This window comes from Arthrobacter stackebrandtii (genome assembly GCF_017876675.1).
Classification (GTDB): domain Bacteria; phylum Actinomycetota; class Actinomycetes; order Actinomycetales; family Micrococcaceae; genus Specibacter; species Specibacter stackebrandtii.
Genome location: NZ_JAGIOI010000001.1, coordinates 2,833,856 through 2,857,978, shown reverse-complemented (window position 1 = coordinate 2,857,978; position 24,123 = coordinate 2,833,856). Strand labels below are relative to the sequence as shown.

Below are 24,123 nucleotides of genomic sequence, written 5' to 3'. Positions count from 1 at the left end.
GTTGCACGCCCCGGGTCCTGTTCGGACTCCTACCCCGGGTGGAGGCCACAGCCTGAGGTTCCCACTGCGGCCCGATGCCGCCGCGGCACCAGCCCGGAAGAATTGAAGCATGAACTCCCCACTGTTGAGCGCACGCTCACTCACCAAGCGCTACGGCGCAGGCACCGCCCTGGACAACGTTGGCGTGGACATCCTCGCCGGCGAATCCGTGGCCATCATGGGCGCCTCCGGCTCCGGCAAGACCACGTTGCTGCACACCCTGGCCGGCATCACCGCCCCCGATTCCGGCAGCGTCAACTACGCCGGCACCGACGTGACCGGGCTTAACGAGACCCAGCGCTCGAAGCTGCGCCGCGAGCAGTTCGGCTTTGTCTTCCAGTCGGGACTGCTCATCCCGGAGCTGACCGCCATTGAAAATGTCGCCCTGGCCCTCATGCTCAACGGGATACCCCGGCGCGATGCCGAACCCCAGGCCGCCACCTGGCTGGCACACCTCGGCCTGGCCGGCATGGAGAACCGCCGCATCGGCGAACTCTCCGGCGGCCAGGCGCAGCGGGTCGCCATCGCCCGCGCCCAGGTCACCGGCGCCCGGATCGTCTTCGCGGACGAACCCACCGGCGCCCTCGACTCCCACACCTCCGCGGAGGTCATGTCAGCGCTTCTGGGCGCCACCGCCGGCCGAGGCCACACGCTTGTCCTCGTCACGCACGACCCCACCGTCGCCGCCCGCTGCTCCCGCACCTTGTACATGCACGACGGCGTCCTCTCCCTTGCGCCGTCGGCTCCCCTTGCGCCGGCACTGGACATACCGGGACCTGAGCTGCCGGGCCGGCCCGCCGGCATGTCGGTGCATCCCTCGGCGGGCCAGGCGCCCGCATCCCTGGCACCGGCACCACTGTCTCCGGCCGGGCAGGCGCCGGAGCCGCTGCCGTCCGCAACCGGGCCGGACCGGGTGGGGCAGCCGTGAACAAGTTGCGCGCAACCCTTTCCATTTTCTGGATGATGTCCCGGCCAGCACCGGGCAACAAGGCGGTGGTGGCGCTGCCGGCCACGGCCTTCGCCATGGTCACGGCCCTGCTGCTGATCGTGCTGGCCGGGGCCCTGAGCTTCTTCCTACACCCCGTGGAGGAAGACATTTACGGCACCGCCGGCGCCTACCAGATGCTGGCCCTGGTGGCAGTGTCCCTCATGGTGCTGCCCATGCTCACACTGGGCGGTTCGGCGGCCCGGCTGTCGGCCCGGCGACGCGACGAACGGCTGTCCACCCTGCGGCTGATGGGCGCCACGCCTGCCCTCGTCGGGGTGCTGACCGTTGTTGAATCCACGCTCGTGGCGCTGCTGGGCATCCTGGCCGGCATCGCCGTGTACGCGGCCGCCCTGCCGGCCGTTGCGCTCATCCCCTTCCAGGGAGGGCCGCTGGGCCTGTCCAATCTATGGCTGCCGCCGGGCGTCCTGCTGCTGGCCGCTGGTGCGCTCGTGTTGCTGGCCGCAGTCAGTGCAGCGGTGGGTCTGCGCCAGGTGGTGCTGTCCCCGCTGGGTGTGCGGACCCGCCAAAAGGCGCCCACCGTGCACTGGCTGCGGCTGGCGCTCGGGGCTGGAGCCGCCGTCCTGCTGTATCTGGCAATGACCGCAACGAGCGGTGCGGCCTCCCTGGCCATCGTCGTGGTCATCGTGTGCGGCACCCTGGCCGGCGGGCTGGCACTGCTGAACCTGATGGGTCCGTTTGTGCTCAAGTGGCTGGCCGGACGCGGGCTGCGCCGGGCCCAGACGCCGGAAAAACTGCTGTCTGCCCGGACCATCCTGGAATCGCCCAAGGCTGCATGGCGGCAGGTCAGCTCCCTGTCCATGACCAGCTTCGTGGCGGTTGTGGCGGGGACCGGCCTGGCGCTGGTGTCCGGGGCGGGGGCCGGCAGCGCCTCGGAAGCCAACCTGCTCAACGACATGCGCACCGGGGTGCTGATCACGGTGGTGGCATCGTTCCTGCTGGTGGCTGCCAGTGCCGGCGTGAACCAGGCCGCGGCCGTGCTGGACCGGCGCGACTTGTATGTGAGCCTTGACCGGCTGGGCATGCCGCGATCCGTCATGGAGGCGGCCCGCCGGCGGTCGCTCATGTGGCCCGTCCGTACGGTGACGGTTGGCTCTGCCGCCCTGTCCGCGCTGCTCATTTTTCCGGTGACAGGTTCGGCACTCATCTTTGCCCCGCTGTCACTGGTGGTCATTGCGGGGGTGCTGGCCGGCGGGATCGGGCTCGTGTGGCTGGGCCTGGCCGCATCAAAGCCCGTGCTGGATGCCGCCCTCGCCCCCGCGCACGGTTAGCCCGCGCGGGCCCGCGCCGGGTTTTCCCGCCCGCGCGGGCCAAACGCCCGGGGCGGGCCGGTCCGGCGTCGGGCATTCGATGGGAATGCGCACGGTTAAGCGCGAATGGTGCGCCACTCCAGAAGTGGCGCACCATTCGTTCCCAACCGTACGCAGGCTCAGTGCGTGAGGGATGCCGGATCAGTTGGCCGGCATGGTGTCCAGCGTGACGTCCACCGACTGTGCCTTGCCGTCGCGGGTGAAGTCGAGCTTCACTGTGGCGCCGCCCGGCTGCTCGCGGACGGCTGCCGTGAGGTCGGAGGGGTCGGAGATGGTCCGGTCGCCCAGCTTGGTGATGACGTCGCCTTCCTTCAGTCCGGCGTTGTCGGCGGCGCTGCCGGAGGTGACGCTGGCAACCGTTGCGCCGGCCGAGAAGGCGCTGTCGGAACCGGTGGCCGAGGTGCCCTTGACCGAGACGCCCAGCTGGCCGTGCGAGGCCGAGCCGTCCTTGATGATGTCCTGGGCAACGCGCTTTGCATGGTCGATCGGAATGGAGAAGCCCACGCCGATGTTGCCGCTCTGGCTGCCGGAGTCGGAGGAGCCGCCGGTGGAGGCGATGGCCACGTTGACGCCGATGATCTTGCCGTCGGTGTTGACCAGGGCGCCGCCGGAGTTGCCGGGGTTGATGGCCGCGTCGGTCTGGATCACGTTCAGGTTCACGGTGCCCGTGGCCGCGTTCTGGTTCTGCCCGCCGCCGGGAGGGGAGAACTGGAAGCCGTTGCCGCCGTCGTTCGGGGTCTGCGAACTGTCGCTGGGGCTCTCCGGCACGGCCGAGGACGCCACCTGGATGGTGCGGTTGAGCGTGGAGACGATCCCGTCGGTGACGGTTCCGTTCAGGCCCAGCGGCGAACCGATCGCGATGACGGTGTCGCCCACGTTGATCTTGCTGGACTCGCCCAGCTCGGCGGGCACCAGGTTCGGTGCGTCAATCTTGACCACGGCGAGGTCGGAGAGGGGGTCGGTGCCCACGATCGTGCCCGGGTACACCTTGCCGTCGCTGGTCTGGACCTCGATCGTGGCGTGTGCAGCGGCACCGTCCAGCGTCACCACGTGCGTGTTGGTGAGGATGTGCCCTTCCTTGTCCAGGATGATGCCCGAGCCCGTGCCGCCGGAGTTGCCGCTGGTGGCAGAGATGGTCACCACGGACGGCATGGCCTTGGCCGCGGCCGCCGACACCTCGTTGACGGAGTTGGGGTTGTTGACAATCAGCGGTGCCGACTGGCTGTTGGAGCTGGCAACCTGGCTGCCGCCCTGCTGGTCGAGCAGGTACAGCGAGCCGCCGCCCACGAGTCCGCCAACCAGTGCCGCGGCGAGGATTCCGCCGGTGAACATGCCCATGCCCACCTTCTTGCGGTCCTTTGACTTGGCGGTCACCGCGGGTGCCAGTGTTTGGGGGTACGCGTTCGACGCCGGATAGCCGGGTCCCGCCTGTCCCGGCGCCGCATGTGCGCCGAGGTGGGGTGACGGTGCGGGCTGCGCCCAGGGGTTGGGCAGCGCCTGGGTTGCCTCCGGGGCCGGGATGGCCTGCGTTGCAGCTGTGGCCTCCGGGGCCGGGGCGGCGTGTGCGGCTGCTGCCTGCTGTGCGGCGGCATGCTGTGCGGCCGCTGCCTGTTGTGCTGCATTCTGTGCGGCTGCATGTGCCGCGTAGGCTGCGGCCGGGGTTCCTGCAGGTGCGGCGGGGGCTGGGACGGCCCCGGCCGTGTTTGTGCCCGGGGATGAGTGGGCCGGCGAGTGTGCCGGGGCCGACGGGTAGGCTGCCGGGGCGGCGTGGGCTGCGGGTGCCTCAAAGGGCTGTGTGGCCGGGGCCGGGTATCCAGCGGGGGCGTCCTGGGCTGCCGGGCTTTCGAAGGGCTGGTTCGTGGCGGCAGGCTGGGCGGGCGCTGCGGGCTGCCAGGCTTCGGCAGCGGGGTGCGGCAGCACGGAGGTGGCCGACGTGTCCGCAGACTCAGGTGCCGGGTGCGGCAGAACCGAGGTGGCCGACGTGTCCGCAGCTGCTGTATTTTCGCCGGAGATATCTTGTGCCGCAGCGTTCACGGCATCGGCATCCTGAGCCGGGGTCGCGGGTGTGGTGGCCTCGGGCTGCTCGCCATTGTTGATGTTCTGGTCTCCGTTGTTCTGGTTCATCAGTTTCCCCTTCATTGAAAACCTCGGTGATGAATTGCTTGATTGATATTCATCTTGTCGGCTGCAGCTGGAGCCTTGACGAACGTTCGCTGGAAGTCAGCTGTGAAGGTTCGCACCCCTTCAGTATGGCGCAATACCGGGGCCTGGCAGGCAATTTCACGGCACAGTTTCACAAGGCCACCGTGGCTAACAGGGCCATAGTATCGTGTGGTGTATTCGTATTAAGCACGCAGGCCGATATCCACAACGGTTCCATGTCTAAGGTGAGCAATGTTTGCACGGTTGAAGAGGTTTTCCCACTTGCTGGCGGCGCTTGCCCTGGCATTTCTGATGCTGGGCCCGGCCGGCGCCGCCACTGCCGAACCCCCTGTTGACATTCCCAACGGCAGCTACATCGTTGACAACGCCAATGTGCTCGGGTCTGACAAGACAGCAGTCCAGGCCGCCATCGCGAAGCTGGCGCAGGACCACGGCATGACCTTCTTCGTGGTTTACGTGGATTCCTTTGACGGACAGACCGGTGAGGAGTGGGGCACCCAGGTCGCCGAGAAGAAGCAGCTGGGCACAGGCGATGCGCTGATGGTGGTGGCCGTCAACGACGGCAAGTACGCCCTGTTTGCCGACACCGGCATGGTGCCTGAGTCAAAGAACCAGTACATCCAGACCAATGTGCTCAAGCCGCGCCTGTCCTCCAAGGAATGGGCACAGGCCGCCATTGACACGGCCGGGGCCCTGGGCGATGCCGCCGGCGGCGGCAAGGGGAACGTGCCGAACACCACCGGCGGCTACGTGGCGCTGGGAGTCGGCGGCGCCGTCGTGGTTGGCGGTGCGGGAACGGCCCTGTACATGCGCAGCCGGCGGAAAAAGTCCGCGGCCGAGGCCACGGCGAAGGGCTACGGCAGCGACGGGCAGGCACTGGATCCGAACGCCGGGATGACCATTGAGGAACTGCGCACGAAGGCCGGCTCGCTGCTCATCGCCGCGGACGACGCCATCAAGGTCAGCGAGCACGAGGTTGGATTTGCCCAGGCGTCCTACGGCGAGGAGGCCGTCAAGCCGTTCCAGGCTGCGCTCGACAGCGCCAAGGCGCACCTGAGCGAGTCGTTCAAGCTCCAGCAGCAGCTCGACGATGAAATTCCGGACACCATTGAGGAGCAGCGGTCGTGGCTGGGCGAGATCATCGCCCGCAGCGAAGAGGCCAACGCCGCGCTCGACGCCGAGAAGGCCTCCTTTGACGGTTTGCGCGAGCTCGAGCGCACGGCGGGGCAGGTCCTGGCCGGCATCCGCACAGAGCATGCCCAGATGGGCGGTGCGCTGGCCGCGGCCGAATCCAAGCTGGCGACCCTCGCCCAAAAGTATGCCGACTCCGCCGTGGAACCGGTCCGCGACAACATCACCCAGGCGCGTGAACGCCTTGACTTTGTGCAGACTGCTGCCGCGAATGCCGATGAAAAGCTGGCAGCAGCCGACACCGCCTCGGCCGCCGTGGCCGTCCGGGCCGCACAGGAAAGCCTGCTGCAGTGCGGGGTCCTCCTCGAGGCGATCGCCAACACGGAAGCCAGCCTGGATCAGGCCGCGGCAACCCTGGCGACGGCGCTCCCGGCCGCACTGGCCGACCTCGAGCAGGCGAAGTCCATGGTGGCCTCGGAGCAGTTTGCCCGCTACTCCCCCACCGTCCAGGGCGCGGAACAAAGCCTCAACGAGGTGCGCATGGACGCCACGGGCCGCACCGACCCGCTGGTGGCGCTGGCCGCCGTGCAGGCAGCGCACGGCCAGCTCGACGAACTCCTCACCGGCATCCGCGACCAGCAGCAGCAGGCGCTGCGGGCACAGGCGGCACTGCAGCAGGCACTTGCCGGGGCACAGGCCAACATTTCCGCAGCCAAGGACTTCATTGCGGCCCGCCGCGGCGGCGTGGGCTCGGCGGCCCGGACCAGGATGTCCGAGGCCGAGCGCAACTTTGAGTACGCGGTGTCCATCGCCGGCACCGACCCCGTCAACGCCCTTGTTTATGCGCAGCAGGCACAGCAGCTGGCACAACAGGCCATCCAATACGCGCAGAATGACGTGGACAGCTTCGGCGGCGGCGGGGGCTACGGTGGCGGCCGCGGATCCATGGGTGGCGGCATGGGCGGGGCCATCCTCGGCGGCATCATCGGCGGCATGCTCTCCGGCGGTGGCGGAGGGGGCTTCAGCGGAGGGGGCGGCTTCGGCGGCGGAGGCGGCGGCGGCTTCGGTGGTGGCGGAGGTGGCGGCGGAGGTGGCGGCGGCGGCTTTGGCGGCAGCGGCGGCAACTTCTAGCCGGCGGTGCCGGCAGGGGGTCAGCCGGTTCCCGGCCCGCCTGGCCGCCGATGCGAAGCCGTCCTTTCCGCAACCGCGGCGGCAGGCGGCGCCGGGCACCCAAGGCGGGATCCGGCGTCGTACACGGCACTATTGCACCGGCATGTCATGTCAAGCAAGAATGGCAGCAGGTCCTTTAGACTCAAAGTGCTTCACCGACGTACCTGACAGCTGATTCTGGGATTTAGTAGATGTTTCGAGTAAGAACAAAGGGGAAAAGAATGGCAAAGCAGTCAATTTTCGGCCGGATCGCGCAGTTGGCGAAGGCCAACATCAACGCGCTGCTGGATTCCGCCGAGGACCCGCAGAAGATGCTTGACCAGATGGTGCGCGACTACAAGGCCAACATCTCGGAAGCCGAGACGGCCGTGGCCCAGACCATCGGCAACCTGCGAATGCTCGAGGAAGACTACAACGAGGACGTCAAGGCCTCGCAGGACTGGGGCTCGAAGGCACTTGCCGCAAGCCGCAAGGCCGACGAGTTCCGTGCCGCCGGCAATGACGCCGACGCCCAGAAGTTCGACAACCTGGCGAAGGTGGCCCTGCAGCGCCAGATGTCTGCCGAGAGCGAGGCCCGTGCAGCCCAGCCGAACATCGCCGCACAGACCGAGGTCGTGGACAAGCTCAAGACCGGGCTGCAGCAGATGCAGGGCAAGCTCAACGAACTTGCCGGCAAGCGCAATGAGTTGATCGCCCGCTCCAAGACGGCCGCCGCCCAGACCCAGGTGCACGACGCCCTCAAGAGCATCGACATCATGGACCCCACCAGCGAGGTCAGCCGCTTCGAGGAAAAGATCCGCCGGGAAGAGGCCAAGGTGCGCGGCCAGCAGGAACTCGCCGCCTCCAGCCTGGACGCCCAGTTCAACTCCCTGGAAGACCTCGGCGAGCAGACCGAGATCGAGGCACGCCTTGCGGCCCTGAAGGCCGGCGGCTCGCCGACACCCGCAGCGCTGAACGCCCCGGCTGCAATCAACGAAGCCGACTTCGACAAGCTGTAGGTTTTTGGCGCCTTGCGCCGTGGCTTGAGCTTTTCGCACGGGCGGCCCCGGACTTTTGTCCGGGGCCGCCAGTTTTTTGCAGGCACCATGTTTTATGGAAAAAGGGAACAGTGGGCAGTTTTTTCAAGACAATGACGACGGCGGTGCTCGGCCTTGCGCTGGTGGGCGGGCTGGGCGGATGCACGCCAGGCCCGGAGCTGCCGCTGCCAAGCCAAACCCCGGAATCGATCCTTGGCACCGGCTGTCCGGTGCTGCCCCCGGACCCGGTCAAGGCCACCAGGATCCCCGAAGGCACCCCAGAGCAATCAATCGCCAATGTCTTGGCATCCTATAGTTCATGGGTGAATGCAGGGACAGACATCGTCAAGGGCTGGGCAGGCACAAACGGCTCCGAGGCTGACAAATGCGTGGACGGGCTGGCGCAAGAAGCCCGGATTGCCTACTCGGAAACAATTTTCACAACGCACACCGACGCGGCCTGGCAGGATTACTACGCCGGGCAGCAGGAGCTCACGGCCCAATCCCTGCGCCATTCATTGGCGGCCGGCACCGGGGAACAAGTTTCGCCGGGGCGCTTTGAGCTGCTCAAGGAAATCTCCTCCAGTGCCACGGAGAACGGCACATTCCTGAAGTTCGACGCCATCTACCACCCGGCTCCTGGCACACCGGCGGATCCCACGGACTGGGCCGGGCTGGCCAAACCCACCCGCTGGTACGTGGAACTGGTGCCCTTCGACGGCTTCCTCATCATCAACTACATCGAACAGGCGCCTGCAGCCGGCTACTGAGGCGGGCCCTCGGCACCGCGAAACCAATCAATACGAGTAACGCAGGAAAACACGCACCTCGCCACCCATCTGGCTGGCACCGGTGCACGTCCGGTTCAATGTCAGCAGGCTCCTCGGGCTGCAGTGCTCCTGAGACAGGTTCAGCGCCTCGATAAGTTTGCCGGCTGCATCGGCCGAGCCGACGTCAACGGCCATTTCGCTCCAGCATCCTCCCGAACCGCAGTCCTTCGATATACCCTTCACGACGGCCTGACCAGGGAGGGCTGGGAACGCCGCGTCGGGAGGCGTTCTCCCCTCGTCCAAGAAGGCCATGCCACAATTGGCCGCCCAGGCAACCGCCAGCACGGAAACAGCAATGGCCAGCACGTCCCGGCAGCGTTTTCCCATTGTGCAAACCTATCCTGCGCATTGGTGCCCTGGAGCCCGCGGCCCGCCCTTGCCGGCCCTGCGCTCCCAGGCACCGCCCGCCCAAATGGCGGCAGGGCTTCACGCCCTGGAGGTTTCGCTCGATGAAGCGTCCCTTGCCAGGCCGAACCAGAGCTTCCCCGCCCCAAGACCGCACCGGGAGACTACGCGTGGTGAGCGGGCCGGACTCCTGAACCCGACCCGCGGGGCGCCGGCGGACCGGCCTGCGAAGAAGCACCTCTCCGTTGCGCAGCTCTTGGCCGCGGTGCTGGGAATGGCCCGGCCGCGCCAGGGGTGCACGGATCTTTTGGCTCGTGCGACTCTTCCGCTGACCCGGGCGCCGAGCCGGGGCCAAACGCGCCGCGCGTACCCGCCGTCATCACCGACCCGGGGCAAAGACCGCGAGATAGGTGTAGGTAGTGCACCTCCCTCGCGTGTTTGGCCCATTTTCGGCGATACGGGCCACGCTGCATGAAGTTTTGCCCCTGTCTCGACGCACGGCCTTGTGCCGAAAACGCGGTGGACCGCGACATCAGCACCGCTCCCACGAAAGAGTCATAAGAGACGATTTTCTGCACAATGCTCCGCAAATGCGTCTATAGTCGGTCATATGACACAGATTCGCGTTTCCGAGGCGGCCCGCTTTTTGGGCGTCAGCAACGACACCGTGCGCCGCTGGTTGGAGAACGGCACGCTCCACGGCGCCAAGGACGGGCAGGGGCGGATGGTGGTGGACGGCGTCGAGCTGGCCGCACTTGCCAAGAAACAGTCCCAGCTACCCAACGATCCCGCGGGCGTGGGCAGTTCCGCCCGGAACCGCATGGTGGGGCTCGTGACGAACATTGTCATGGACAAGGTCATGGCCCAGGTGGAGCTGCAGTGCGGCCCATTCCGCGTGGTCTCGCTCATGAGCAGCGAAGCCGTCCGTGACCTGGGCCTGGAGCCCGGATCGGTCGCCACCGCCGTGGTCAAGTCAACGAACGTCATCATCGAAGTTCCGGCAAAGGGGAATCCCTCATGAACCAGTCCGAAAACCTACAGGCCGCGCAGCCGCCGGCTCTGACCGCCAAACGGCGCCCATACCGCCGCCTCGCCGCACTGGGCGCCGTGCTGGCGCTGGCCCTGGCCGCCTGCGCACCCGCCGGGGACAACGCACCCGGCGCCACCCAGCCGCCGTCGTCCCCCAGCGCGCCGGCAGAGCTGGCCGGCACCCTCAACGTCTTCGCGGCAGCCTCCCTGAAGGGCACCTTCACCGAACTGGCCGCCCAATTCGAGCAGGCAAACCCCAAGGTCAAGGTGTCGCTGAGCTTTGACGGCTCCTCCACCCTGGTCACCCAGATCAAGGAGGGTGCCCCCGCGGACGTTTTTGCCTCCGCGGACCAGGCCAACATGGCCAAGCTCAGCGACGCCGGCCTCGTGGCGGGCACGCCGAGGGACTTCGCCAGCAACGTCCTGACGCTGGTGGTGCCGGCGGACAATCCCGCGAACATCACCTCGTTCGCCGACGCCGCCAAGCCGGGCGTAAAGCTGGTCATCTGCGCCCCGCAGGTCCCGTGCGGCGCCGCCAGCGCGTCCGACGCCAAGGCCACCGGGCTCACGCTCACCCCCGTCAGCGAGGAACTGAACGTCACCAGCGTCCTGGGCAAGGTCAGCTCGGGCGAGGCCGACGCCGGGCTGGTCTACGTCACCGACGCCAAGACTGCCGGGGACAAGGTCAAGGCCATCCCCCTCGGGCTCGACAAGCCCACCGTCAACCTCTACCCGATCGCCGAGGTCAAGGGCACCAAGGCGCCGGAGCTGGCCCAGGGATTTATCAATCTCGTGTCGGGCGCCGAGGGGCAGAAGGTTCTCCAGGACGCCGGCTTTGGCGCCCCCTGATTCCGGGAAGCACGACGGCGGGGCGCGCCCGGGTGCCCCGGCGGCGGCTTCCGCCGCCACCCGCCCGAGTGACGGGCGCACCCGCCGGGGGACGCGCCGTCGTCCTTGGCAGTACACGGGGGTGCCAGCCTGGATTTACGTTGTGGCGGCGCTCGGCGCGCTGTTCATCCTGCTGCCGCTGGCCGGCATGGTGGCGCAGGTGCAGTGGGGGCAATTTTGGGGGCTGGTGAGCTCGGAGTCATCGGTGGCCGCCCTGCTGCTGAGCCTGCGGACGGCCGCCGCGAGCACCGTGCTGTGCATTCTTTTTGGCGTCCCCCTGGCGCTGGTGCTCGCGCGGGCGCAGTTTTTCGGGCAGCGGATCCTGCGTGCCCTGATCCTGCTGCCGCTCGTGGTGCCGCCCGTGGTGGGCGGGCTGGCGCTGCTCTACACCTTTGGCCGGCAGGGGCTCATTGGGCGCTCGCTGGAGCTGGCCGGCATCAGCATCGCGTTTTCCACCACGGCCGTGGTCATGGCCCAGACGTTTGTGGCCCTGCCGTTCCTGGTGCTCAGCCTGGAGGGCTCCCTGCGCACCGCCGGACAGAAGTATGAGGCCGTGGCCGCCACACTGGGCGCCCGGCCCGGCACGGTGCTGCGCCGGATCACGCTGCCGCTCGTGCTGCCGGGACTCATCTCCGGCGCGGTGCTGGCCTTTGCCCGCAGCCTGGGCGAGTTTGGCGCAACCCTGACTTTTGCCGGCAGCCTGCAGGGGGTCACCCGGACCATGCCGCTGGAGATCTACCTGCAGCGCGAAACCTCGCCCGAAGCGGCCGTGGCCCTGTCCTTTCTGCTGATTGCCGTGGCCGTCGTGGTGGTGGCCGTGACGTACCGGGTGCCGAAATCCCCGCTGCGGGCACTCGCTTCGGGGCGGATGTCCGGTACGGCCGAGGAGGTCGCGCCGTGAGCCTGACACTGGAGGCCGTCCTGGCCGCCCGCAACGTGGATGTCTCCTTGCACGTGGAACCGGGGGAAACAGTGGCCGTCATGGGCCCCAACGGCGCGGGCAAGTCGTCCGTGGTGCAGTCCCTCGCCGGGCTGCTCAAGCCCGACTCCGGCCGGGCCGTCCTCGACGGCACCACCCTCTTCGAGCTTTCCGGCGCAGGACCCGGCAGGTGGCTGCCCCCGCACGCCCGCGGCGTCGGCGTCCTGGCGCAGGAGCCGCTGCTGTTCCCGCACCTGAATGTGCTGGACAATGTGGCGTTTGGCCCGCGCAGCCGCGGCGCTTCCCGGCGTGAAAGCCGCGAGGCTGCGCGCCGCTGGCTGGGCGAGGTGGACGCCGTCGAACTTGCCCGGCGGATGCCCGCGGAACTCTCCGGCGGGCAGGCGCAGCGGGTGGCGCTGGCCCGGGCGCTCGCCACCGAACCGTCGCTGCTGCTGCTCGACGAGCCCATGGCCGCGCTCGACGTCAACAGCACCCCGTTCCTGCGCAGCCTGCTCAAGCGGGTGCTGGCCGGGCGCCGCGCCATCATCGTCACGCACGACGTCCTCGACGCCCTCATGCTCGCCGACCGCATCATCGTCATGGAGGGCGGGCGGATCGTGGAATCGGGCCCAACGGCCGCCGTGCTGGCGCACCCGCGCAGCAGTTTCGCGGCTTCGCTGGCGGGCCTGAACGTGCTCACCGGCACCCTGTCCGGCACCACCCTCATGATGTCCGACGGCGGGCGGGTCGCCGGCCAGCCTGCCGCCGGCCCGGGCGGGACTCCCGTGGGTGACGGGTTCGCGGGGCTGCACACCCAGGGGTTGGCTGCCGAAGCACCCCGGGCGGAAGGCGGGCCGGAAGGCATGGCCGCATTCCCGCCGTCGGCCGTGTCAGTGTTCCTGGCACCACCGGCGGGGAGCCCGCGGAACTGCTTTGCCGTGGTGGTGGACCAGCTGGAACCGCAGGGCGGGCACATCCGTGTCCGGGCCGGGGCCCTCGCGGCCGACGTCTCCCCCGCCGCCGTGGCCGAGCTGGGACTGGCACCGGGCGCGGAAGTGTTCTTCGTGGTCAAGGCGGCGGAGGTCCGCCTCTACCCCGCCTGACCCCTCCAGACCCCTCCAGACGCGGCATCACATAACGCCCGTTTTTCCCTGACGCCGCATCAGATAAATGGGTGTTTTCCCTGACGCCGCATCACCCGTGCCGGCGGGCTGGTCAGGGACGCAAGTCTTTGGGCAGGGAACGATGCCGTTTCCATGCCGCAATCATGTCCTCGCGGGTGCCGTCTGCATTAGCTGCAAACCAGTCCCTGGTGAATCGATTGAGCTCGAATTGCGCTCCGACCTCCGGCGCAGGGGCGTTTCGGGTGGAACTCCAGTGCGCCAACGCATCCGCGAGGGTGGAGGTTCCGTCTGCGGAGGCGATGAAGTCCCGCATGTGGGCATCGAAGTGGAATCCACTGCCGAGCTGCCCTTCAAACCACGCGCGCAGAATCTGGCTGCAACGCTGGCCTGCCGGAATCAGGGTGTCCGCCGACAGCGGGTTGGCGAGTTGCCTTGAGGCCCGCTTCGCAGGCGGAGCGGCCGGCTGGGGTCTGCCGTCCAGGAGGGCCATGATCCGCCCAGCCAGATGTTCCTTGCCTCCGGTGGCAGACAGCCCGTTGGCCCTGGCAAAATCTGCAAGTTCCGTTTTCAACCAGTACCAGCGGGAGAATTCATCCGCATCCATCGACGCTTCGAGGCGCGGCCGCGGCGGCGGTTCGGTTCCGGTCATCGCACAGACTCCAAATATTGGGCTTTAAGTCGGAAAGCCCCCGGCCAATGGCCGAGGGATTTCCTCATCAAGTTGCGGGGATAGGATTTGAACCTATGACCTCCGGGTTATGAGCCCGGCGAGCTACCGAGCTGCTCCACCCCGCGTTGCGTCCTCAACAGTACATGCGTTTGCCGGAAACACCAACTCGGAGGCCCCGCCGTCCCGCCACTGGTGCGGCGTCGGCCAAAAATGCCACTTATCTGATGCCGCGTTCATGAAAACAGCGACTTATCTGATGCCGCGTCGGAAGGTGGGAGGGGTGTGGGGGTTAGCGGTGCTTGAAGTTGGCGGCCCGCTTTTCCATGAACGCGGCCATGCCTTCCTTTTGGTCTTCCGTGGCGAAGCAGGAGTAGATGCCGCGGCGCTCGTGCCGGACGCCTTCCGCCAGGGTGGTCTCAAAGGCCGCGTTGACGGCCTCCTTGGCAATCATCGCCACGGTCTTGGACATCGAGGCAATGGCATCGGCCGTGGCCATGGCGTCCTCCAGCAGCGAATCCAGCGGGACCACCCGCGCCACCAGCCCGGACTGTTCGGCCTCAACGGCGCCCATGACGCGGCCCGTCAGCATCATTTCCATGGCCTTGGCCTTGCCGACGGCGCGGGTCAGCCGCTGTGTGCCGCCCATGCCGGGGATGACGCCGAGCTTGATTTCCGGCTGGCCAAACTTGGCGTTGTCGGCAGCGATGATGAAGTCGGCGATCATGGCGAGTTCGCAGCCGCCGCCCAGGGCGTGCCCCGCCACGGCGGCGACAATGGGCGTGCGGACCCGGGCCAGCTCATCCCAGACGGAGAACCAGTTGGCCTGGTACATCTCAACGGATGACATGTGCGCCATTTCCTTAATGTCGGCGCCGGCTGCAAAGGCGCGGGAGGAGCCGGTGATGACGATGGCGCCGATGCCGGCATCGTCGTCGTACACCTGTGCGGCGGCGAGGATCTCATGCCCCATGGCGTCACTGAGGGCGTTGAGGGCCTCGGGCCGGTTGAGCGTGATCAGGCCGACCCGGCCGCGCTGTTCGGTCAGGATGAAGGAGTACTGCGTCATGAAGATGGTTCCGTTCGGTTCGGGAAGGGGCCGCCGTGCGGCGGGCCGGGGCAGGCGGCCCGGCTAGTCGGATCCGGCGCCCTGGCTGGCGGCGCGAATGGTGTTGATGATGCCGGAGAAGTCCGTCCCGGCTCCGCCGTGCAGGGCGAATTCGCGGTAGATCTCCTCCGCGGAGCGGCCCAGCACGGCGTCGACGCCGGTGGCGTTGAGCGCCTCGACGGCAAGGCCGAGGTCCTTGGCCATGAGGGCCCCGGCGAATCCGGGCTGGTAGTCGCGGTTGGCGGGGCTCGCGGGGACGGGCCCGGGGACGGGGCAGTTGGTGGTCAGCGACCAGCACTGCCCGGAGGCGTTGGCGGCGACGTCGTACAGTGCCTGGTTGCTCAGCCCCAGCTTTTCGCCGAGCACAAAGGCCTCGCTGACGGCGATCATGGACACGCCAAGGATCATGTTGTTGCACACCTTGGCGGCCTGCCCGGCACCGGGCCCGCCGCACAGCACAATGCGCCGGCCCATGACCTCAAAGAGCGGCCCGGCCGCGGCGAAGTCCTCTTCGGCGCCGCCCACCATGAACGTCAGGGTGCCGGCCTCGGCACCCATGACGCCGCCGGAGACCGGCGCGTCCAGGCCACGGTGGCCGCTGGCCACGACCATCTCGTGGGCGGTGCGGGCGTCCTCGACGGAGATCGTGGAGCATTCCAGGAACAGGGCGCCCGGCTTGGCCGCAGCCAGCAGCCCGCCCCCGGGCCCCTCCCCCTCAAACGCGGCAAAGACATGTTTGCCGGCGGGCAGCATGGTGATGATGACGTCGGCGCCGTCGGCAGCGGCAGCACTGGAGGGCGCCACGGCCACACCGGCCCCGGCCGCGGCCTCCAACGCCGCGGGCACCACGTCGAACCCGGTGACCGAGTACCCTGCGGCCACCAGGTTGGCGGCCATGGGCCCGCCCATGTGGCCCAGGCCGATGAAGGCCACCTTGGTGCCGGCGGGGTTGGAGGTGTCGGCGGCGGCCCCGGTTGCGGGACGCTCAGATGATTCGTAGCTCATGGCAGTTTCCTTTTCTCATCGTCACAACAGCACTGATCCAACGTTTTCGACGGCGGGCTGCGCCAGTCCCAGCTCCAGCCCGCCCAGGTCCGCAAAGGCCTCCCGGACCACGTCCGCCGGCACCTCGGCCAGCGACGCGGGGCGCCACGCCGGGTTGCGGTCCTTGTCCACGAGCTGGGCCCTGATGCCCTCGGCAAAGTCCGGCCAGCGCAGGGCCCGCAGCGACACCCGCAAATCCTGGTTCAGCACAGCTTCCAGCGACCCCAGCGCACGGGCCCGGCGCAGCGCGGCAAGCGTCACGGTGACCGCCGTGGGCGACTTGGCCGCAATGGCCGCCGCAGCCGCGTCAGCCGCTGGATCGCCCACGCGGGCCAACCGCCCGAGGATTGTTCCGGCGTCGTCCGGGGCGTAGCATTCGTCAATCCACCAGCGCTGCGCGGCCAGCGCGGACTCCGGCGGCACCTGCCCGTAGCGGGCGACGGCGGCGCCTGCATTGCGTTCGGCCAGCTCGGCCACCAGCGTGGGCAGGACCGCGGAATCCATGTAGTGGCTGGCCAGTCCCATGGCAACGGCGTCGGCGCCGCTGACCATGCCGCCGGTGAGCGCGGCATGCGTGCCCAGCTCACCCGGTGCGCGGGAGAGCAGCCACAGCCCGCCTACGTCGGGGACGAAGCCGATGCCTGTTTCCGGCATGCCGATCCGGGAGCGCTCGGTGACGATCCGGTGTGAGGCGTGTGCGGAAATGCCCACGCCGCCGCCCAGCACCACCCCGTCCATGAGGGTCACGACGGGCTTGGGGTAGCGGGCGATGCGGGCGTTGAGGTGGTACTCGTCGCGCCAGAATTGTTCGCTTTCATGGCCGCCGTTGCGGGCGTCGTGGTAGATGGAGACGATGTCTCCGCCGGCACAAAGCCCCCGTTCCCCGGCGCCCGAAATGAGGACAGTTGCAACGCCGCGATCCTGCTCCCACTCGTCCAGGGCGGCGGCAACAGCCTGGACCATGCCGTGGTTGAGCGCGTTGATGGCCTCGGGGCGGTTGAGCACCAGGTGTCCCAGCGTCCCGGTGCGCTGCATGAGAACGTCGTTGTTGTCCATAAACCCATCCTCCACTTATTGGCGCTCGACGGCCAGACGGCCAATGATCAAGCGCATGATTTCGTTGCTGCCTTCAAGAATTTGGTGCACGCGCAGGTCCCGGACCAGTTTTTCCAGGCCGTACTCGCTGAGGTACCCGTAGCCGCCGTGCAGCTGCAGGGCCCGGTTGGCCACGTCAAAGCCGGCATCCGTGGCCACCATTTTCGCCATGGCGCACAGCTTGACGGTGTCCGGTGAGCCGTTGTCCAGGGCTTCCGCGGCCCGCATGAGCATGGTCCGGGAGAGCTCCAGGTCGGTGTCCATCTCGGCAATCGCAAACAGCAGGTGCTGCTTGTCGATGAGCGGGCCGCCAAACGCCTGCCGCTCCTTCAGGTAGGCAATGGACTTCTCCAGCGCCAGGCGCCCGCCGCCGAGCGAGCACGCGCCGATGTTGACGCGGCCGCCGTTGAGGCCCTTCATGGCGATGCCGAAGCCGTCGCCCTCCTCGCCGAGCCGGTTGGCCACGGGGATGCGCACGTCCTCAAAAACCACCTGGCGGGTGGGCTGGGCACGCCAGCCCATTTTCTTCTCGTTTGCGCCGAAACTAAGGCCTGCCGCGTCATGGGGAACCACGACGGCGGTGATCCCCCGGGCACCCTTGTCCGCTGTGCGGACCATCACCAGGTACCAGGCGGAGGCGCCGGCGCCGGAGATGAACTGCTTGGTCCCGTTGATGACGTACTCGTCGCCGTCGCGGACGGCGCGGGTGGTGATGGCGGCGGCGTCGGAGCCCACGCCCGGTTCGGAGAGGCAGTAGCTGGTCAGCTCGGTCATGGCGGTGATGCCGGGCAGCCACTTGCTGCGCTGTTCGTCGTTGCCGAAGGCGTCGATCATCCAGGCGACCATGTTGTGGATGGAGATGTAGGCGGCGATGGTGGGGTCCACGGCGGCCAGTTCCTCAAAGACCAGCACGGCGTCGGCGCGGCTCAGCCCGGAGCCTCCGTGCTCCTCCCCCACATAGATTCCGCCCATGCCCAGTGCTCCGGCCTCGGCCAGCACGTCCACGGGGAAGTGCTTGTTCTCATCCCAGTCGGCAGTGTGCGGGGCCAGGGCGGTGGCGGCAAAGTCGCGCACCATCTCCACCACCGCCTCTTGCTCGGGGGTTGGCTGGAACATGGTGCCTCCTTTTGCCGCATCGTTGCGGCCTCGGTGCCGGGGTGGCGGGTGGCCACCCCCGGGCGGCGGCAGCCGCCCAAGGTGACGGGCCCGGGGATTGTGGGCCCTGCATGCGCCCCCTCCCTGGGAAGGCGGCGCCTGCGGCGACGTCGGCACCCGGGGGGGGTGCCGGCGTCGTACTTCTATTTGGTGACCTTGCCCATCAGGGATGCGACGGGGCGAAGGAAGAGCGGCTGGGCCAGGAACCAGGCGCCTGCCATGACCACCAGGGACGCGGCGAAGATTCCAAAGCCCCACCAGTTCACGGCGTCGGACGAGGCGTACATGTGGTTGAGGTTGCGCAGGGCGCCGGTGGCCAGGACCAGGGTGACGTGGATGACGATGAAGACCACGAAGTAGATCATGACCGGGAAGTGCAGGGCGCGGGCCGCGGTGATGGGGTAGATCTTGTTCAGCGTGGTGGCGTTTTTGGGCCAGGCGCCTGACATGCGCAGCCCGGTGGCGATGGCCAGGGGTGCGGCGATGAAGACTGTGATGAAGTAGGTCAGCAGCTGCAGGCCGTTGTAGTTGACCCAGCCGTTGTCGGTGGGCCAGTCGAGGGAGAGGTATTGCAGGCCGGCGGAGATGGCGTTGGGGAAGACGTCCCAGCTGGTGGGCACGATGCGCATCCACTGGCCGGTGGCGAACAGGACCACGATGAAGACGGCTCCGTTGAGCACCCAGAGGGCGTCGAGGGTGAGGTGGAACCAGAGGTCGAGGCTGATCTTGGTGGGGCTGCCCTTGGTTTTGACCAGGCCCTTGTTGTTGCGGATCCAGTGCGCGGCGGGGCGCTTGGTGGTGCGGACCGCCCAGCCGGAGCGGATGATCAGGAGGATGAAGAACATGTTCAGGAAGTGCTGCCAGCCCAGCCAGGCGGGCAGGCCCACGGGCGCGCCGGCCGGAAGGTGGGACTCGCCCGGGTAGGTTTCCATGAAGTCCTGCACCGGGGCGAGGCCCGTCAGAAGGCGCGCCACCAGGACGCCGATGCCGAGGAGAATGATGAGGGCGCCCGCCGAGACGCCGATTCTGGCCCACAGGCCGAGGCCGTTCCAGCGCTCAGCAAGGCCGGGCGACTGCGTGGTCTTGGGTGTCGACATTCTGGAAAACCTCTTTCACATAACTTCCTGCGGAAGCGTCCAGCTGGTGGCGCTGCCGTTGTGCAACTTTATTTGTAACAGGTGCCGGGGCGATTCCCTCCATTCTCCGTCATGCGGGGCCACGGAGGCTGGCACTTCCGGTGCGCGGCGGCGCGGGGCCGGGGTTTGGGGCCCACGGCCGTGCCGCCGCGCCCGCGGCGCGGCTGCTACCGGGGCCGCGCCGCGAGGGACTCGATCAGCTGGGGCACCACCGTGAACACGTCGCCCACAATGCCGAAGTCGGCCACCTCAAAAATGGGCGAATCCCCGTCCTTGTTGATGGCCACAATGGTCTTTGCGGTCTGCATGCCGGCCCGGTGCTGGATGGCCCCGGAAATGCCGAGCGCAATGTAGAGCTGCGGGGAGACGCTGACGCCTGTCTGGCCCACTTGCGCGTGCTGGTCAACGTAGCCGGCGTCAACGGCGGCGCGGGAGGCGCCGATGGCCGCCCCGAGCGCGTCCGCCAACTGTTCCACCAGGACGAAGTTTTCCTTGGAACCCAGGCCGCGCCCGCCGGAGACCACGGTCTTGGCCGTGCGAAGCTCCGGGCGGGCACTGGTGGCAGGGGCGTCATGGACGGCGGTGACCTGCGCACCGGGCACCGTGCCGCTGAGCTGGGCAGTGACGATTTCCACGGCGCCGCCCCCTTCGGTGGGGACGCCGTCGATGGCGCCCTGCCGGACGGTGACGATGGGCAGCCCGCCCTCCACCGTGGATTCCACGTCGTAGGCTCCGCCAAAGATCGAGTGTCCGGCCACGATCCGGTCCCCGTCCAGGCGGACTGAGACGGCATCCGCCAGCAGGGCCCCTCCCACACGGACGGCCAGCCGGCCGGCGATTTCGCGGCCGTCCGCCGAGTTGGATACCACGACGGCGGCCGGCGCGTAGGCGGCCACGGCGGCTTCGAGGGCCTCCACGGCCGGGCCGGTTAGCGTTGCGCCGGCCTGTGCGCCAATGGCCCGGTAGACCACGGCGGCGCCGGCCTGGCCCAGTGCCGCCGTGGCTTCCGGGCCCAGTTCACCGGCCCCGGCCACCACGGCCACGGGCGTCCCCAGTGAAGCGGCCGCGGCCAGCAGTCCCTTGGCAGATCCGGCGACGCCGCCGGCGGGGGTGGATTCAACAAGTACAAGAATGTTCGCCATCGCGAGTGCCCTTCCTAGACCAAGCGGTTTTCAATGAGGTATGCGGCCAGCTGCGTGCCGGCTGTGCCGTCGTCTTCGATCTTGCGTCCGGCTTCGCGGGCGGGGCGCTCGCTGTGGGAGAGCACGACGGCGCGGGCCGGGGTGGCGGCCACGTCCAGATCGGCGGCGGCCACCGTGGCGACCGGCTTGCGCTTGGCCGTCAGGATGCCCTTGAAGTTGGGGAAGCGGGCCTCGGCCGTGCGCTCCGTGACGGTGACAACGGCGGGCAGGGCGGCCGTGACATCCATCGACCCGGAGTCCGCCGAGCGCTCGCCGCTGACGGTGCCGCTACCAAGGTTGACGGCGTTGAGCCCGCCCACCAGCGGCAGGCCCAGGTGTTCGGCGATCATGGCCGGGACCACGCCGCCTCGGCCGTCGGTGGACTCGTTGCCGGCAAGGATGACATCGGCACCCGTCCCGCGCAACGCCGCGGCGAGCACCGCGGCGGTGCGCATGGCATCGGAGCCGGCCAATCCGCCGTCGAGCACGTGAATGCCGGAATCCGCACCCATGGACAGGGCCTTGCGGATGGCCTTCGACGCCTCCTCCGGGCCCATGGCCAGGACCACGATCTCGGTGGACTTGTCCGCATCCTTCACGCGCAGCGCCACCTCGAGGGCCCGCTCATTGATCTCGTCCACCACGTTGTCGGCGGCGTCCCGGTCAAGCCAGCCGGTGTCCGGATCGAGCGTGCGCTCCTCCGCCGTGTCCGGCACTTGTTTGATGAGTACGACGATCTTCATTGATGGCCCCTTCAAGTTTTGTGTTTCAGGTCTCACTGGAAGAATACTAGGTACCACTAGCATTTACTAGGTATCCCAAGTAAATTGTTGTTTCTGTTGGTGTTGCCGATGAAAGGATGCGCCATGGCCACTTCCCCGCTGCCCATGGACCCGATTGCCGAGGCCAGGCGCCAGTGGATCGCCCACGGCTGGGCCGATGCCGCCGACGCCATGGCCGCCTATTCCTCCGTCATGCGCGCCCATCAGCTCATGTACAACCGCGTCGATGCGGTTTTGAAGCCGCTGGGACTCTCCTATGCCCGGCTGGAACTGCTGAGGCTGCTGTCGTTCACACGCGACGGCGCCCTGCCGATGGCCAGTGCAAGCGCCCGCCTTCAGGTGCACCCGACTTCCGTGACAAGCGTCGTGGACCGGCTGGAAAAGGACGGGATGGTGCGCCGGGAGGCCCATCCCACCGACGGCCGGGCCACGCTCGTGGTCATGACCGGTGCCGGGCGGGAACTGGTGGAGAAAGCCACGGCAGTGCTGAACACCGAGGTCTTCGCCAAGCCCGGAATCCCGGCGTCCGACCTGCAAACCATGACGGCGATCCTGGCCCGCTTCCGCCGGGAGTCCGGCGACTTCACCGACCCGGTCGAATATCCGGAACCGCTCTAAGGCATCCAAGCAACCAAGCAACCCTGTCGCAGCACTGGCTGGTTTGCTTGCAACGCTCTCGCAGCACTGGTTGAAAATTTAGAATCGCTGTCGCAGCGACCGTCAGCTGCTCCCTGGGTGCTGCCGGCGATTGCGAGAGGGTCCGGGAAAAACCTGCCATTGCTGCGACAGGATCCGTGAAAAAGCCGCCATTGCTGCGACAGCGTCGAGGGGTGGTCAGCGGGCCGGGGTTGGGGTGCCCCTGGAAACCTCAATGTTCATGTCCCTGCCCTGTGCCGCCAGGTACACCAGGTGGCTGGCAGTTTCGGCGAGCGCCAGCCGCAGCGTGAAGCCGCGCAGGGAGTCGAAGCCCCGCGACCACGTCAGCTCCTTCGACACATCCCACACGCTTCCCGCCTCCCCCGCATCCAGCACCGCCATGACCTCCCGCGACCGTTCCAGCGTGTGTTCCTTCAGTTCGGCAGCACGTTCCAGCAACCCCCGGAAACGGTATTCGTGCGCAGGCAGCACCTCCATGTCGGCACCGGCGCCCAGGATCTCCAATGAGTTGAAGTAGTCGCCCAACGGGTTCACGTGATTGGCGGCCTCCAGGGAAACGTGCGGGGTGATCTTGGGCAGCACGTGGTCGCCCGTCAGGAAAAGCTGGTTCGCCTCGTCCACCAGGCAGATGCTCCCCGGAGTGTGCCCGGGCGTGGACAAGACCCGGACCTGCAGCCCGGCAATTGGCAGCAATTCGCCATCGGCCAGGCGCCGCTGCGGTGCCGCAATGCCTGTCATCTGCGCCCACGTCTGCTTTTGGAAGCTGACCTCGTCCAGGTACTCGTCCGGCACGCCCCAGTCGGCAAACTGGGACCGGTCCTCGGCAACAAACTGCGACGGGTCCCCGCGCCAGTGTTCCGGCAGCGGCTCGTGCTCCCCCAGCGCCACCCAGGCGCCGGACGCCTCGCGCAGCCGCGCCGCCATGCCCAGGTGGTCGGGGTGGAAGTGGGTCACCACAATGCCGGTGATGTCCGACGGCGCGAGGCCGGCGGTTGCGAGCCCCTCCGTGAGCACCTCCCAGCCCTCGTCCGAGTCCCAGCCGGGATCCACCAGGGCCACTTCGCGGCGCCCGCCAACATCCTCCCCGATGAGCACATAGCAGAGCGTGTAGCGCATGGGGTTGCCCACAAACGGCACGGGGATTGACCAGACGCAGGGCCGGACCTGCTCCACGGGCGGCATGACCTTGGCCTTCCACGCCTGGAACTGTTCCTCTGCCGTTACGGTGATCAAGATGCCCTCCAAGAGCTCAATATGGTTTCAAAATCTGTCTCGCCCGCCGGATCCCGTGCCACGGATGCGGTGCGGGAAAAGCGCGGGGCCGGGGCGGCCACGACATGCCTGCCGCTTCCGGAGAGCGCCCCACGGGCGGCAATGTGCGTGTTTTTCGCGGCCTCGGCGTACGTCAGCACGGGGGTGACGCACGCATCTACGCCGTCGAACACATCCGCCCATTCATCCCGGGTCCTGGCGGCAAAGGCCCCGGCCAGCAAGGCCTCCAGGGCCGGCCACTGGCGGGGGTCGTCCCGGTCCGGCAACTCCCCGGCGGAAAGCCCCAGCCCGTCGATGAGCAGCGCATAGAACTGGGGCTCGATGGCACCCACGGCGACGTGTCTGCCGTCGGATGTTTCATACGTCCGGTAGAAGGGGGCGGCGCCGTCCAGCAGGTTGGCGGCGCGGGTGTCGTTCCACAGGTTGACCGAGCGCAGTTCGAGGATGATCTGGGAGAGCACGCTGACCCCGTCCACCATGGCCGCATCCACCACCTGCCCCAGCCCGGAGCGTTCCCGTTCCCACAGGGCGGCGAGAATGCCGGTGAGGACAAACATCGATCCGCCGCCAAAGTCGCCCACGAGGTTCAGGGGCGGCACGGGCCGCTCGGCCGGGCCGATGGCATGCAGGGCGCCTGTGAGCGCCATGTAGTTGATGTCGTGCCCGGCCCGCTGCGCCAACGGCCCGTCCTGCCCCCACCCCGTCATCCGCCCATACACAAGGCGCGGATTCAAGGCCAGGCACTCCTCCGGCCCCAAACCAAGCCGCTCGGTGGTGCCGGGGCGGAAACCCTCCAGGAAAACGTCGGCCGCGGCAACCAGCCCCCGCACCCCCTCAAGGTGCGCGGGGTCTTTCAGGTTCGCCCGGACAGTGGTGCGGCCGCGCTGCAGGTGGGTGCCGACGTCGTACCCGCCAACCGGCGGCGCGGGCCCAACCACCCGCACCACCTCCGCCCCCAAGTCCGCCAGCATCATGGCGGCATGCGGGGCCGGGCCCATGGCGGAAAGCTCCACCACCTTCAATCCCTGCAACGGACCACCCACCATTTGTTCCTTC

Annotated in this window: 21 protein-coding genes, 1 tRNA gene and 1 pseudogene; 10 read left to right on the top strand and 13 right to left on the bottom strand. The window is 68.1% G+C overall.

Features of this window, described 5'->3' with window-relative positions; all coding sequences use genetic code 11:
- Positions 1-109: 109 nt before the first annotated feature.
- Both JOF48_RS12425 and JOF48_RS12420 read left to right on the top strand, forming a co-directional pair.
- A pseudogene (locus JOF48_RS12425) lies at positions 110-760 on the top strand (ABC transporter ATP-binding protein); the annotation flags it as partial.
- Positions 761-963: 203 nt separating this feature from the next.
- On the top strand, positions 964-2,316 hold the full coding sequence (locus tag JOF48_RS12420) for an FtsX-like permease family protein (protein ID WP_342591236.1): 1,353 nt from the start codon (positions 964-966) through the stop codon (positions 2,314-2,316).
- A 180-nt stretch (positions 2,317-2,496) separates the two neighbouring features.
- On the opposite strand, the gene JOF48_RS12415 is transcribed toward JOF48_RS12420, so the two are convergent.
- Positions 2,497-4,479 (bottom strand): trypsin-like peptidase domain-containing protein, encoded by a 1,983-nt coding sequence (locus JOF48_RS12415; RefSeq protein ID WP_209681133.1) that lies wholly within the window; start codon positions 4,477-4,479, stop codon positions 2,497-2,499.
- Between the two features lie 270 nt (positions 4,480-4,749).
- On the opposite strand from JOF48_RS12415, the gene JOF48_RS12410 reads away from it, so the two are divergent.
- From JOF48_RS12410 to JOF48_RS12400, 3 genes are all read left to right on the top strand, one after another.
- Positions 4,750-6,780 (top strand): TPM domain-containing protein, encoded by a 2,031-nt coding sequence (locus tag JOF48_RS12410; RefSeq protein WP_209681131.1) that lies wholly within the window; start codon positions 4,750-4,752, stop codon positions 6,778-6,780.
- 260 nt (positions 6,781-7,040) lie between these two features.
- A complete protein-coding gene (locus JOF48_RS12405; protein WP_209681129.1) occupies positions 7,041-7,817 on the top strand; it encodes a PspA/IM30 family protein in 777 nt (258 codons plus the stop codon).
- 110 nt (positions 7,818-7,927) lie between these two features.
- Positions 7,928-8,605 carry a hypothetical protein gene (locus JOF48_RS12400; protein ID WP_209681128.1) on the top strand — a complete coding sequence of 226 codons (678 nt, stop codon included), beginning with the start codon at positions 7,928-7,930 and terminating at the stop codon, positions 8,603-8,605.
- A gap of 27 nt (positions 8,606-8,632) precedes the next feature.
- Here the strand turns inward: JOF48_RS12400 and JOF48_RS12395 are convergent, their stop codons facing one another.
- Positions 8,633-8,992, bottom strand: coding sequence for a hypothetical protein (locus tag JOF48_RS12395; RefSeq protein ID WP_209681127.1), 360 nt, complete (start codon positions 8,990-8,992; stop codon positions 8,633-8,635).
- 628 nt (positions 8,993-9,620) lie between these two features.
- Here JOF48_RS12395 and JOF48_RS12390 point away from each other — a divergent pair.
- From JOF48_RS12390 to JOF48_RS12375, 4 genes are all read left to right on the top strand, one after another.
- The gene (locus tag JOF48_RS12390; RefSeq protein ID WP_209681126.1) at positions 9,621-10,031 is read left to right on the top strand and encodes a TOBE domain-containing protein; all 411 of its coding nucleotides are present in this window, start codon (positions 9,621-9,623) and stop codon (positions 10,029-10,031) included.
- Complete coding sequence (gene modA, locus JOF48_RS12385; protein WP_209681125.1) at positions 10,028-10,888, top strand: molybdate ABC transporter substrate-binding protein; 861 nt, start codon at positions 10,028-10,030, stop codon at positions 10,886-10,888. The genes JOF48_RS12390 and modA overlap by 4 nt, the downstream gene beginning before the upstream one ends.
- A 121-nt stretch (positions 10,889-11,009) precedes the next feature.
- Positions 11,010-11,828, top strand: coding sequence for an ABC transporter permease (locus tag JOF48_RS12380; RefSeq protein ID WP_342591235.1), 819 nt, complete (start codon positions 11,010-11,012; stop codon positions 11,826-11,828).
- On the top strand, positions 11,825-12,949 hold the full coding sequence (locus JOF48_RS12375; RefSeq protein WP_209681124.1) for a sulfate/molybdate ABC transporter ATP-binding protein: 1,125 nt from the start codon (positions 11,825-11,827) through the stop codon (positions 12,947-12,949). The genes JOF48_RS12380 and JOF48_RS12375 overlap by 4 nt, the downstream gene beginning before the upstream one ends.
- Before the next feature lie 112 nt (positions 12,950-13,061).
- Here JOF48_RS12375 and JOF48_RS12370 read toward each other — a convergent pair whose 3' ends face one another.
- The 9 genes from JOF48_RS12370 to JOF48_RS12330 all read right to left on the bottom strand — a co-directional run bounded on the left by JOF48_RS12370 (position 13,062) and on the right by JOF48_RS12330 (position 21,099).
- On the bottom strand, positions 13,062-13,619 hold the full coding sequence (locus JOF48_RS12370) for an SAP domain-containing protein (protein ID WP_209681123.1): 558 nt from the start codon (positions 13,617-13,619) through the stop codon (positions 13,062-13,064).
- Between the two features lie 72 nt (positions 13,620-13,691).
- Positions 13,692-13,765 (bottom strand) — tRNA-Met (locus JOF48_RS12365).
- A 164-nt stretch (positions 13,766-13,929) separates the two neighbouring features.
- Positions 13,930-14,706, bottom strand: coding sequence for an enoyl-CoA hydratase (locus JOF48_RS12360; RefSeq protein ID WP_209681122.1), 777 nt, complete (start codon positions 14,704-14,706; stop codon positions 13,930-13,932).
- A gap of 63 nt (positions 14,707-14,769) precedes the next feature.
- Positions 14,770-15,750, bottom strand: coding sequence for a 3-hydroxyisobutyrate dehydrogenase (gene mmsB / locus JOF48_RS12355; protein ID WP_209681121.1), 981 nt, complete (start codon positions 15,748-15,750; stop codon positions 14,770-14,772).
- Between the two features lie 21 nt (positions 15,751-15,771).
- Complete coding sequence (locus JOF48_RS12350) at positions 15,772-16,845, bottom strand: enoyl-CoA hydratase/isomerase family protein (protein ID WP_209681119.1); 1,074 nt, start codon at positions 16,843-16,845, stop codon at positions 15,772-15,774.
- Between the two features lie 15 nt (positions 16,846-16,860).
- Positions 16,861-18,000, bottom strand: coding sequence for an acyl-CoA dehydrogenase family protein (locus JOF48_RS12345; protein ID WP_209681117.1), 1,140 nt, complete (start codon positions 17,998-18,000; stop codon positions 16,861-16,863).
- A 182-nt stretch (positions 18,001-18,182) separates the two neighbouring features.
- Positions 18,183-19,136: a cytochrome b/b6 domain-containing protein gene (locus JOF48_RS12340; protein ID WP_209681115.1), complete on the bottom strand. Its 954-nt coding sequence runs from the start codon at positions 19,134-19,136 to the stop codon at positions 18,183-18,185.
- 206 nt (positions 19,137-19,342) lie between these two features.
- On the bottom strand, positions 19,343-20,317 hold the full coding sequence (locus JOF48_RS12335; protein WP_209681113.1) for an electron transfer flavoprotein subunit alpha/FixB family protein: 975 nt from the start codon (positions 20,315-20,317) through the stop codon (positions 19,343-19,345).
- Between the two features lie 14 nt (positions 20,318-20,331).
- Positions 20,332-21,099, bottom strand: coding sequence for an electron transfer flavoprotein subunit beta/FixA family protein (locus JOF48_RS12330; RefSeq protein WP_209681111.1), 768 nt, complete (start codon positions 21,097-21,099; stop codon positions 20,332-20,334).
- A 123-nt stretch (positions 21,100-21,222) separates the two neighbouring features.
- Between JOF48_RS12330 and JOF48_RS12325 the strand changes: the two genes are divergently transcribed.
- A complete protein-coding gene (locus JOF48_RS12325) occupies positions 21,223-21,756 on the top strand; it encodes a MarR family winged helix-turn-helix transcriptional regulator (protein WP_209681109.1) in 534 nt (177 codons plus the stop codon).
- Positions 21,757-21,972: 216 nt separating this feature from the next.
- On the opposite strand, the gene JOF48_RS12320 is transcribed toward JOF48_RS12325, so the two are convergent.
- On the bottom strand, positions 21,973-23,028 hold the full coding sequence (locus JOF48_RS12320; RefSeq protein ID WP_209681107.1) for an MBL fold metallo-hydrolase: 1,056 nt from the start codon (positions 23,026-23,028) through the stop codon (positions 21,973-21,975).
- Positions 23,025-24,113 carry a CaiB/BaiF CoA transferase family protein gene (locus JOF48_RS12315; protein WP_245346516.1) on the bottom strand — a complete coding sequence of 363 codons (1,089 nt, stop codon included), beginning with the start codon at positions 24,111-24,113 and terminating at the stop codon, positions 23,025-23,027. Before JOF48_RS12315 ends, JOF48_RS12320 begins: the two co-directional genes overlap by 4 nt.
- Positions 24,114-24,123 lie beyond the last annotated feature (10 nt).